This window comes from Flavipsychrobacter sp., from assembly GCA_041392855.1.
GTDB lineage: Bacteria > Bacteroidota > Bacteroidia > Chitinophagales > Chitinophagaceae > UBA5543.
In genome coordinates this window covers 84033-96184 of sequence record JAWKLD010000003.1, presented here as the reverse complement: position 1 = coordinate 96184, position 12152 = coordinate 84033, and the positions used below count along the sequence as shown (strand labels likewise).

Genomic DNA, 12152 nt, shown 5'->3' with positions numbered 1-12152 from the left:
TAACAGTAAAGGTTTATTAAAATTTGAAAATATCTATATTATTCAACAACCATACGCTTCGTAATTACTTCCGCACCATTAATCATTAGGCTATATAAATACATGCCAGCTGATAATTCAGTAGCATTAATATCAACCTTTCCTTGGCCTTGTCCTTCTAGTTGAACTTGTTTTATTTTACTGCCATTCATATCAAATATCATGATTTTTGCTTCTGTGGTGTTTCCAGGCAGACGATAGCTTATTGAAGTATAACCTTTGAAAGGATTAGGGACATTTTGAAACAACTCAGCTCCATCTAATAGATTACCATTGGTATTTATACCAGTAGTGCCAGCTTCAATTTTTCTTAACCGATCTTCTAAAGTTTCAATTCTCTCATTTTGTGATTTAATAATTGCTTGCTGTTCTTGAATGCCAGCAGTAAGAATAGGTATAAGCTGCACATATTCTACAGCTTTAAATTCTACTTCTTCGGCTGTTTTGATACCATTTACATCATACCTAGCAGGATTTGTAGCTTTATTAACTAGCTCTGGCAACACTTTTTCTACATCTTGTGCAATAAAGCCAAACTGATTTCCTTCATCGAAATTAAATGTTTTAAAATCGCTTTTAAATGTGTATGTCTTAGATTGTAATTTTGTAATTATATCTATTGCATTTTCAATAGGTTTGATGTTCTCTTTAAATTTCTTGTCAGAAGTAGAATTCAATGCTCCTGTATACCAAACATTACCGTTAAAATATCCAGCTGCATTTGGGGCTCCGCTAGCTTCAAAAAAACCAGCAAAACTTCCTGTTGTGCTAGTAGATGTTGCAGTTCCTTGTGAAGAATTTGTAATAGAAGCATGTATGCCAAAGGATCTAGCATTAAAACCGTTTGATGTTGCAAATGCTTCTACACCAGTATTGTACAATGTATAATTTGTAGCTTGCGCTGTAGCTCTGACAGCAGAATTAGCAATCCCATTTGTTGCTGTAAAGTCGCCGCCATAAGCATGTGTTGTATTGTTATTACCTGTTGAAGTTGATCGTATACCATCTACAGTATTCGATTGTTGTTCTGTTGAAGCAGAGGCAGCAAATAATCCTGCTATCGAGCTAACTCCGTTTGCTGCATAGGAGTTAAAACCAATATTCGTTCTATTATTTTGGACATTCATTACAATACCTTGAGCTGTTCCACTTGGCGAAACATCAAATAATTCAGCATTAATACCTACACTCCTTCCTCCAGCATTTGTTGCTGTGCCTTGTATATACATAAAATTCCAAGGTGTTGGACCTCCAAACCATGGCGAGGGTGTAGGGCCTAAATAAACGGTAGTGCCGTCATCCCATAAAATTGCGTTTGACAATGTGCTAGTAGTTGTTGAGGAACCTGTCCATTTAGAATGATAACTAGGTGTTCCAGAGCCATTGACTGTTTGCGCAATCAATTCTGGAGCAATTAAAGAACAGGCTAGTATGCCCAATAAAAATAATTTTTTCATGATTAATAATTTTCTGATGATGCCTACTCTTGTTCGGATTTTCGGCTTAGTCCGGGATACATAGATAGAGTGTAGCTATATCCACTATGAAATTGAGTAAAGACCTATGTTTTTACTAATGCCGTTTTATTATTGGTCGGAAATACTCATAAAAGGTCGTGAAATGTAAATAGGTGGAATTTTTAAATGCTAATTTTAGTATGGCTTATTACTATATGTGTAAAACAAATAAGCCCCCAAGACTGGAGGCTTCTGTTACATATAGAGGATAAGAGAGAACTAGTTGTTATGCCATGTAGCTGCTGTTCACATTCTACTACACCATTATCTGTAGCATACAGACATTTAGTAAAAAACTTAAAGGTTAACTGCTAAAACAATACAAGTAATGATAGCAACAAAGAGTGCATTCTTTTTAAGTGCATCTTTTTTTGCTATAGCTTTTCCGATGTGTAAAGTTGCTTGTTGTTGAAGAGTGATCGTGTTTTGCATGACTGTGTTTTTTACTGTGTGTGTTTTTGTTTTGTGCTTGTGTGTGTTATTCTTTGTTTTGAAACGCCCGAGACGTTGTTGTTTGTTTTGTTGACACAAAGATGCAACAAGAACAAGCCTAGCTCCAAAGAATGATGTTTGCTTAACGCTGTGTTTAGAATTGGTTAACACCAAGTTTGTAAACAATTAACCGGGAATTAACAGCGTTGTGTCAGAATTATTTGAATGTCAATGACTACTAAAGGATTTATACAACTATTCCGCCCAACATTTGTCATATTTCTACCGTCTTTTGTAATATATGTGTCATTTAATTGTCACAGGAAACAAGTAATTTGTCATATTGTAAAAAAATATGTTAGATTTATGTTAAGCGATATAGACAACGGTTGCTAATGTTGCTCTATTAATCTGGTTAATATTATGAAAAAACTATTATTCATCGCATCAACAATAATGCTTCTGGGAGGAGTAGTACATGCACAAGAGCTCTTTCTGCCGGAGGCTAGTATCGTTGCTGGTGTTGATATAGAAGGCACTTTCCCTCATTTTAATAGTACTGTTACCAGTGGTAGTCAAGCAACTACAGCATCGCACTTCAGATTAATAGGTAAGGTATATGCTAAGCATAATAATAGCGAGTTTGTAACGCTAGACTCAATAACTTATAAGTACGGATATGGCAGAGGAGGAGATGTAACGGCAGAAGCTCCTAACGATGACAGAAATATATTGTTTGACGAGAGTAATACATATGAATACAATGCAGCTACAAAGACTTTTGTAAATAAACTAAAACGTACTCAGCTATTTGATAATAATGACCGTATTACTAACCTTACTTATAGTGTATGGAAAAATCATTTAAGTAACTATACCGATTCGGCAAGATATTTATACGGCTACTCTGCCGATGGCAAAATGACGTCGTCAGTATCTCAAGTATGGTTTGGCACTATTTGGGCCAATAGTGTTAGCTCTAGCTTGGTATACAATAGCAATAATAATATTACCAAAATGCACTCCAAACTCTATGAAATAGAGTTTGTATACGGCACCAATAATAAGATAACGCAGACAATAGATAAAGAGGTAAAGAACGGGAAGTTGACCTATAGTGAGCGTAAAACCTACACTTATGGTACTAATGGAGATGTTTCGACCTATGTCTTGGAAAAATGGGATGATATCTCTAAATATTGGGTGAACACCAATAAATGGGAATATAATAATACGGGAACTCCTAATGTAGAAGAAGAGGTAATGTATACTTGGAATGGTACTGGTTGGTTAAAATCAACAAGGAACTATTTTTACTATGATGCTGCAAGGAATGATATATTGGTTGAAAAGAAAATGCAGCGCTACAGTAACAGCCAGAATATGTTTATAAATGTGCGTACAGAGATATGGGCTTACAATGCTAACAATCAGCCTACTGTAATGACTAGTAAAACATGGGATGCGACTAGCAATAGCTTTATCAGCACTACAGGTGATGAGCAAGTTCGCTTTTTGTATGAATACTATAATCCAACATCTATTAATAATATTTCTCTAAGTAGTAATATAAGTACTTATCCTACTCCTGCAGGCAGCCAAGTTAATGTAGCTGTAAAATGGGACAAACCACAAGCTTTTGATCTTGCATTAGTGGACATGACAGGAAAAGTCTTACTCAATAGACATGTAGATGCTACTATTGATTACACTACGTCTATTTCTGTAGCATCATTACCTTCCGGAAATTATTTTGTTAAGTTAAGTAACTCTAACATTCAGCTTACTGAAAGAGTGGTTGTAGCACATTAACAGTTAACATAACTAATTAAATATTTAAAGCGCTTTGCACCAGCAAAGTGCTTTTGCATTTATATAAAGAGTATAGGTGTGCTAATAGCCTTATAAAGAGAATGAATGTGTTATGTTTGGCATGGTCTTTTCTATATATGGGGAAAATAGCATCTGTTTTTTTATATTAGCAATAATACAATAGTATCACAGAATGAAGTATTTACTAATAGCTTTCTTATTAATGGTAGGTGTTACCAATGTTCGTGGTCAGGAAGATGAAGGGTATGGTATTGTGCCTAAAGTCTTACCTACGGATACTACTGAAGTAGTTATTAAACAAATGATCAAGGATATAATTGCTGAACAAAAAGACTATCAACTAATATTTGTCGATAGTCAGCGAAGAGGAAGGATAAGTTATGTATACAAGTCGGCATCTTATGAAACATTAAAGATAATGTATAAGCATAGAGAAATAGCCCAGGACGATACTACACCTGTGCGCAGGATAGTGACTTATGCTCATATAAAAGGAGATAGGCCTGTAATGACTAGTATTTATAATTATATATTTAAAACAAGTATCAGGCAAGATGAGGCTATAGCCTATAGTGCAAATGGAACAACTATTACCTACAAAGGCAAGGACCAACAGTTTGTATTTATGCCTGATGAAAATCAACCAGGTTATTGGGAGATTATTTTTATAAAGTAGCTATAAGAATAATTGTATATACATTAAATAGATTTCTTAGCCGTTAACTAGTCATTAACAAATGTGCTGGTTTCTTCTTAATATGTTGATATTCAGTGTTTTAGTCTCTTTTTTATTGTCGATTTTAATAGTTCGCAGCCCCATAAAGCTGCTAGGGTTATAATACCCTTTCTACAAAAATGTTTTTGTGATATCTTTGTGTGACGTAAAAGCAAGTATAATTTACGTTAAGTTTTAGATCAATATTTCCCTTAGTGGATTATTATAAATCGTTTGTTTGTTTTGTTTGATAAGATGCCACCCAATACGGGTGGTGTCTCTTTTTATACCTAATTGTATATAACAAAAAGCCACCTTTTCAGGTGGCTTTTTGTTTACGTTAAGTTTATCATTTAGTTACTTAGTTCTCTTCAACGGGTGGCTCTTCTTCATGATGAGGCTCTTCACCGTGATGCATTGGCTCGGTTATATTAGGCTCTCCTGCTATTAAAGGGAGTGTGTACAGTAGCACTTGTTTTCCATTGTTTTCAAATACTACAACAGCTTCCATAGATGTAGATAATATGCCCGAGTTTGCTAGTGCATTTTGCCCACTAGTATATGTTGTTTGTGTATTAGATCCTGATAATATACGAGTACCATAAGGAACACAATCTGATTTAGCAGCACTTAGGTTGTTGAAGCAGAGGCTTTGTTCTCCGTTGTTTACGGTCGTATATCCCAAAGCTTGTCGGCCGCCAAAGTCTTGTAAGAGCTTGAAATCGAAAAAGCCTTTTTGTAGTAGCCAAGTAGCAACACTCCAGTCGTGGTTTGCTTTTGCAAGTTCTCCTTTTACCGTTGCACTTTTCTTCTCTTTCTTTATTACTGATAAGCTTTCGTACTTCTGTTCAATATTAAAATTGATACTTACCATGTCCATGACCTCAAATCTCGTATTACCATCAGCTGTTTTTTTTCTGCTAAACAATTCGCATACCAATATTGAGCCAGAACCATCCATTTTGCGTGTTGTAGCTACTGGCATCAGCTTGTATTTTCCGCTGGCTAACTGCTCACTAACCTGTTCGTCTTTTATGTCTTCAATTATAAGACTATAGGGGACAGTCGCAAATTCAGCCATCTCGCCATCAGGAGATACTTGTGCTATAAAAATACCATCAGGTGTTTTGTTATTAGGGTTACCATCTTTGAAAAATAAACCTCCGGTAAAGCCCATCCCTTCTTTGTTAGAAGTGAATGTTGGATAAAGCAATTGTTCTTCATGTTTCAGAACATTTTCTGCAGCAGCATCTCCGGTTTCTGTTTGTATAGAGATAATACTATAGGTCTCATTTCCTTGCGCACTTTGGCTAACAGCAGTAATATTAAGAATATCCATACTTTGGTCAACCGCTACCATCTTCTGCTTGCCGTTATACGTCCATTTGATATCTAACTTACTGTCAATACCCTCTACTTTAAATCCTGCCTTTTTACTGGTTTGTGATACCAAAACAAAACCTTCAGGGCTAAGTGCACGGTAAAGAGTCACATCGTCTCCTATTGTTATCCCTTTATATGCTTTTTCTGTAATGATATTGCCATCAGGTCCAAATGTGGCTAATGTGGCTTTCTTCTTACTATTGTCGTAAAAAAGAAATAGTGAGGCTTGGTCATTACCGGCAAAGGCCAGTACATCTCCAAGGCCTTTGGTGTCTAACTCTTGTGTCATCATTGGAGCCAGCATAGGATCCAGCATAGCAAGAGTAATTTTATCCTTATGCCCTGTTTTTTTATATAGCGCATAAGTCATTTGGCTCATGCCCGATCCTGGTATGAGCAATGGTGTTGTATTAGCTGCGATGCTATCCAATACAAACTCTTGCGCCTGTGTTGTATTACTAGTTATTAAAGATGCAATTACAGCAACTAGAAGTGGCTTTTTTATCTTTATCATGTTTACCTATTTGTCTCTAAGATACGATAAGTATAAAAATGCGAAATATATAGTGAATGCAACGTTAAAATGAATCTACGGTTAAACCTTCTGGCATGGAGCTTGTCTTATAGTGAGAGTAATATTACTCATGATAATAAAACAGATAACCATGTATAAGAAAATGGCAATTTTAGCAGGTGTGTGCGGACTATTATTAGCAACCCCAGCTATGGCTCAACAGAGAGGCGATAAAGGACCTCGCCATCGCGACCCTAAACAAATGACCGAACAAGTAGCTAAGCGAATGAATTTTACCGATGAGCAAAAGGCCCAGTTAAAAACATTGAATCAAGAGTTCTCAGGAGACGATTATGATAGAAAAGCCTATCATGAAGGGTTTAAAAAGATATTGACAACAGAACAAAAAGAAGCGTTGGAGCAGAGACGCATGAAGATGGGAGATAGAAGGGGGCAACATAAGCCGGAATAGATGCTCTTACGATAAAACCCCGCCAAATTGCGGGGCTTTATTATGGTTGCTCTGTCTATGGTAGCTTCTTATAGCTGCAGTAGTGTTAGTGCTGGTAGTTTTTTGAAACTACTGGTATGTGCACTAAAATACCCTAAGGCGCCATTCGAAATATTAGTAACAGGGTTGGCTGGTGTAGCAGATTGAGGATTGCCACTTGCTTCTACCAGCTGTTCTAAATATTCGAAGTTCTTTTTGTCTATGCATTGCATCTCTACAGTAACCTCTCCAACTATATTGATTATTTTATCTTCATCATCTCTAGGGCCATTAAAGAGAATAGCGGCTCTATTCTTACCGTCAATAAACTCGTCTGACTCTACAAATATCTCTCCATCAAAGACTCCATTTACATATTGCTTAGCTCTGTAGTAGTTGCCTTTGGTTTCAGGGTCTCTGTAGTACACAGTAGGGTATGGCTCTTTACCATCAGGAGTGTTGACTTCCTTATAGCCAAGAGAATCGTAAGCAACTTTTGCAGGCATGGTACTGGTAGCTTTATAGGTTGTGCCTTCTACTACTACTGTTAATGTATAAGTTCTGCCTGGAGTGCCTTGTAGGGTTCTCGTTTCGTAGATGCCACCACTACCCATGTCTACTAAGGTTTCTGAATTGCCAGCATCATCGGCAATAGTAACTACTGCGCCTGATACGCCAGGGAAGTTGTTGTTCTTGTCTATGTCAATAGTCTTGGTGATCTTAACCTTGTAAGGGCCAGTAGTATCAGTTATCTCTCCCTCTATTACTATTACGGGTTTTGTATTATTAAGATTTACGTCTATCACCTTTGTGCAAGATGAGATAGATATGCCTGCTATGGCTGTAAGTGCTATATATAATATCCTTTTCATTGTTTAGAATTTAAAGTTGTAAGTAATAGATGGTACTATGCCAAACAACGATGTTTGTACAGCTTGAGTTTGTTGTGGATTGTTTGCATTTTGTTCAAATGCAATAGAGAATGGGTTGAATCGGTTATAGGCATTGTATATAGAGAATGCCCAGCTGCTCTCACGTCCTTTTTTAGTAACCTTGGTATAGGTAGCTCCTAGATCTAGACGATGGTAAGCTGGCATGCGAGAAGCATTCCTTTCTGTGTAGTAGAAATAGGTTTGCCCGTCAATGTTATACTTGCCGGCAGGGTAGGTCACCGCATTACCTGTGTTGTATACCCATATAGCAGATATGGTCCAGCGTTTAGTAAGGTCGTACATGGCTACAGCAGATACATCGTGCGTACGGTCGTATCTAGACACATACCAATCACCATTGTTGATACCATTTATTTTACGTTCAGTACGAGAAAGCGTATAGCCTACCCAACCGTTGAAACGTCCATATCTTTTCTTAAAGAATAGCTCAATACCATAAGCCCTGCCTACACCAAATAGAAGTTCGCTTTCGATCTTTGTATTTACATTCAGCTGTGCACCATTTTTATAGTCTATTTGGTTTTGCATGTCTTTGTAGTATACCTCAGCAGAGAACTCATATTTGTTATCATTAAAGTTTCTGTAGTAGCCCAAAGTGTATTGGTCAGCTACTTGAGGTTTTACATTTTCACTACTAGGTATCCAAAGGTCGGTAGGGTTGCCTGTTGTAGAGTTAGACATTAAGTGCAAGTACTGCGCACTTCTGGAATAGCCTGCTTTAATAGAAGACTCTTTGGTTAGCATATAGTTGATGCTAACACGAGGCTCCAGATTGAAATAGGTTTTAGCAAACTCCCCGCTTTGGTACTTCACGCTGTCGGTAGCATTGCCTTCTTGGTCGTAGGTATAGAAGGAGCCTGCTCCTAATAGTGTAAATGATGTAGCGCGTAAACCATAGTTAAGTTTTATCTTTTCATTTACTTTCCATTCGTCTGCTACGAACACAGCATTTTCCCAAGCAAAACGATCTTCTACATTAGTATTATTTACTTGAGAATTTGCACCTTTTGCTACTATATTACCCGGCTCAATAGTGTGGTGTATCGTATTGAAACCAAACTTTACAGTATGCTTAGTATTGGCATAGTAGGTAAACTCTTGTTTCAGGTTCCAGTCTTGTATTTTGGATTTGATGTCGAAGTTAAAGCCTGCATTAGTAATGCCTATGTTGTAGCGATAGTCGCTAAATATAGCAGAGGTGTTAGAGAAGAGTTTGCTGTTTACAATATGGTTCCACCTAAGCGTAGCTGTAGAGTTACCCCAGTCAAACCCAAAGATATTATCGAAGCCTAAAACGTCCCTACCAAAATACCCTGAAAGATATATTCTGTTCTTATCATTGATCTTATAGTTAACCTTTGCATTAAGGTCGTAAAAGTAAAGTTTACTGTTTTTTAGGTTCTCGTTGTTCGACAGTTTTAAGAACATGTCTGCATAGGTTCTACGACCTGATATCAAGAAAGAGCTTTTGCCTTTCTGTAGAGGACCTTCAACACTTAGTTTTGAAGAGATAAGACCTATACCCCCGCTTACATGGTATTTTTTATTGTTACCCTCGTTCATCTGTATATCCAGTACCGATGATAAACGACCGCCAAACTCTGCAGGTATAGTGCCTTTATATACTGTTACATCTTTTATCGCATCAGAGTTGAAGGTAGAGAAGAAACCTAAAAGGTGAGAGGCATTATATACAGGAGCTTCATCTAGTAGTATCAAGTTTTGGTCAGGTCCGCCACCACGTACATAGAAACCACTATTGCCATCGCCTGCTGAAGAGATACCCGGCATTAATGTCATGGTTTTTAAGATGTCGCGCTCTCCCATAATAACAGGAAGCTTATTAGCAGTTTTTACATCCAGCTTCATTACCCCCATTTCCGTACGCGATACGTTGGCATCTTCACGTACACTTTTTACAACCACTTCGTTTAGCTGCTTGCCTTTCTCTACCATGTCTACATCTTGGGTAATGTTTTTGTCCAGAGTAATGGCAATGGTATTTAGCTCATAGCCAATGTAGCTTACCTCGAGCTCGTAGCTGCCAGATGGCACGGTCAAGGAGTAGAATCCATACTCATTAGTAACCGTACCGGCACCTTTAAGGTCTTTTATTTTTACTACGGCACCTATTAGGGTTTCGCCGGAGGATTGTGCTTTGATCGTACCGCTTACGGTAAAATTATTTTTTTGTGCTTGAGAGACTAGGCTGCTTCCTAAAAGTAGTAGTAGAAAGAGCAGTTTTAGTTTAGACATAGCTGTGGGAACTAGTTTTGGAGAACGAATGTATTTTATTTAATAATTGATGATGTTATAAAACCTTGGGTTTTAACTATTATTTATACCAAAGACAACGCTATAATGAGATACCCCTATGTTGTTTAGAGATATAATATTAATTAATGCGTTATTTCGAATGCAAATAGACTACTATATGACTGTATAGTCAAAAACATATCGGGGAAACGGAAAGAAATGGCGGTAAACCGTAGGATTTCGTCGGGGAAGGGGGAAGGTGGTTATCTCCACTTCCAGTCTAGCTCTTCTGTATAGGGTATGTTGAGGTGCTGTGCCAGTTCTTTAAGCTTGGCAATAAGTAGCTCGCTACCTTCCATACTGTGTTTGGGTAGCAGTACTGCTTGTCCTTTTTTGAGCTTGATGAGTATTAGATTTTTCAGTTCGTTAACCTCCACCAGTTCTTCGGTGCTTACTTTACTCTCCATGCCTGCCTCTTTTGCAAATATGTAGTCGTCAGTAAGTTCTAGTATTACTTTTCTGCCAAAGCTATCTTTATAATGCTCGTTGATAAAACCTAAGAAATGTTTTTCATACCGCTTTTTGTCAAGCATAGGGCGAGCAAAAAACCATATGATAGCTAAACCCATAAATACAGCTCCAAAGGCATAGCTCTGTGTGGCTAAGAAGAAAACACCAAAAGCCAAATAGAGTAGGCTCATGCCCATTCGGCTTCTTTGACGTTTTTTATTGATCCTATCCGATTTGGTAGCACTATACATCTGATAGTCTAAAAAATCTTGTTCGGTCAAGGTGTATTCTAAGTTCATATTTCTTGTGCTTATTTTATTATCGCTTACTGCCTTCGTATAGCTCATATTCCAGCAGGCGGCAGTCTATCTTACTGTTATAAAATTCTATTCGTCGACTGGGTTTTAGTCCTATTTTTTTAGCCAAGTCTAGATTCCCTGTAAAGATATAACCATAATAACCACCGCATTTCTGCTTCATAAAATCACCTATGCGTTTATAAGTGGCTTCTAATTCAGGTTCATCTCCAAGGCGCTCTCCATATTCGGGGTTGAGTATTACTATGCCTTTCTTGCCCTGTGGCACGTGCGTGTCGGCAAAGTCTTGTTTGTTGAATTCTATCAGGTCATATACACCTGCTGCTTTAGCATTTTTTTGTGCATTGACGATGGTTTGTCTGTCGTAGTCTGTTGCTATAATGCGTAGTCCTTTTACGTCATCCTGTATTTGGTTTTCCAACTTGCCCCGTTCATCAAGATAGGCGTCTTCGTCAAACCCTTTTATGTGCATGAAGGCATAGTTGGTCCTAAATAGTCCGGGTTTGGTATTGGTAGCAATTAGTGCTGCTTCGATAGCTAATGTTCCCGAACCACACATGGGGCTGATGAATGGTGATCTTCTATCCCATTTACTCGCCAGTATTGTTGCAGCAGCCAAGGCTTCAAGCATAGGGGCACGTCCCGGTATTTTACGATAGCCATGTCTCGCTAAAGAGTTGCCCGAAGTATCGATAAACAGTTCTGCTTGTTCTTGTTTCCAAAACAGATGTACTACAGCTCCTTTTAGGTCGGCACCAGTATTGGGTCTGGTACCAGTTTTGTCCATCATACGGTCTACTATGGCATCCTTCACCCGTAGGTTGGCAAACATATTATTGTTGATGGTGTCATTAAACACATTGCTGGTGATAGAAAAGTAGCTGTCTTTTTCCAACAGGTCTTCCCAAGGGTAGCTCCGTACATTATTATACACCTCATCGGCATCTGCAGCAGTAAAAGACTTAATGCTATATAAGACCTGACTGGCACAGCGCAGGTTAAGGTTCAGTCGCATACAATCGGCCATAGTGCCTGTGATGCGTACCCCTGTTATAAAGGTTTTCTCTATGGTAAACCCTAATTCCTCTACCTCCTGCGCTACATAAGGAGCCAAACGCTTGTTACAAGTAATTGTAATAGGTGCTGCTATTGTGAATAATGACATATTACCTGCAAAGGTAGCATGGGATATT

General features: G+C 37.9%; 10 protein-coding genes. 3 read left to right on the top strand and 7 right to left on the bottom strand.

Annotated features, from left to right (window positions below):
* Positions 1–38: 38 nt before the first annotated feature.
* Together R2800_15445 and R2800_15440 are read right to left on the bottom strand one after the other, a co-directional pair.
* Entirely contained in the window at positions 39–1496 is a 1458-nt protein-coding gene (locus R2800_15445; protein MEZ5018454.1) for a tail fiber domain-containing protein, read from the bottom strand.
* A gap of 357 nt (positions 1497–1853) precedes the next feature.
* The gene (locus tag R2800_15440; protein ID MEZ5018453.1) at positions 1854–1988 is read right to left on the bottom strand and encodes a hypothetical protein; all 135 of its coding nucleotides are present in this window, start codon (positions 1986–1988) and stop codon (positions 1854–1856) included.
* A gap of 423 nt (positions 1989–2411) precedes the next feature.
* On the opposite strand from R2800_15440, the gene R2800_15435 reads away from it, so the two are divergent.
* Both R2800_15435 and R2800_15430 read left to right on the top strand, forming a co-directional pair.
* A complete protein-coding gene (locus R2800_15435) occupies positions 2412–3800 on the top strand; it encodes a T9SS type A sorting domain-containing protein (GenBank protein MEZ5018452.1) in 1389 nt (462 codons plus the stop codon).
* 193 nt (positions 3801–3993) lie between these two features.
* Positions 3994–4497, top strand: a complete 504-nt coding sequence (locus R2800_15430; protein MEZ5018451.1) for a hypothetical protein — start codon at positions 3994–3996, stop codon at positions 4495–4497.
* Between the two features lie 400 nt (positions 4498–4897).
* Here the strand turns inward: R2800_15430 and R2800_15425 are convergent, their stop codons facing one another.
* Complete coding sequence (locus R2800_15425) at positions 4898–6433, bottom strand: hypothetical protein (GenBank protein ID MEZ5018450.1); 1536 nt, start codon at positions 6431–6433, stop codon at positions 4898–4900.
* A 151-nt stretch (positions 6434–6584) separates the two neighbouring features.
* Between R2800_15425 and R2800_15420 the strand changes: the two genes are divergently transcribed.
* Entirely contained in the window at positions 6585–6905 is a 321-nt protein-coding gene (locus R2800_15420) for a hypothetical protein (GenBank protein MEZ5018449.1), read from the top strand.
* A 68-nt stretch (positions 6906–6973) separates the two neighbouring features.
* On the opposite strand, the gene R2800_15415 is transcribed toward R2800_15420, so the two are convergent.
* The 4 genes from R2800_15415 to R2800_15400 form a co-directional block, all read right to left on the bottom strand.
* On the bottom strand, positions 6974–7795 hold the full coding sequence (locus tag R2800_15415; protein ID MEZ5018448.1) for a DUF4249 family protein: 822 nt from the start codon (positions 7793–7795) through the stop codon (positions 6974–6976).
* A 3-nt stretch (positions 7796–7798) separates the two neighbouring features.
* Positions 7799–10132 (bottom strand): TonB-dependent receptor, encoded by a 2334-nt coding sequence (locus R2800_15410; GenBank protein ID MEZ5018447.1) that lies wholly within the window; start codon positions 10130–10132, stop codon positions 7799–7801.
* Positions 10133–10395: 263 nt separating this feature from the next.
* Positions 10396–10941, bottom strand: coding sequence for a YcxB family protein (locus tag R2800_15405; GenBank protein MEZ5018446.1), 546 nt, complete (start codon positions 10939–10941; stop codon positions 10396–10398).
* Positions 10942–10960: 19 nt separating this feature from the next.
* Complete coding sequence (locus tag R2800_15400) at positions 10961–12124, bottom strand: class I SAM-dependent RNA methyltransferase (GenBank protein MEZ5018445.1); 1164 nt, start codon at positions 12122–12124, stop codon at positions 10961–10963.
* Positions 12125–12152: the final 28 nt, after the last annotated feature.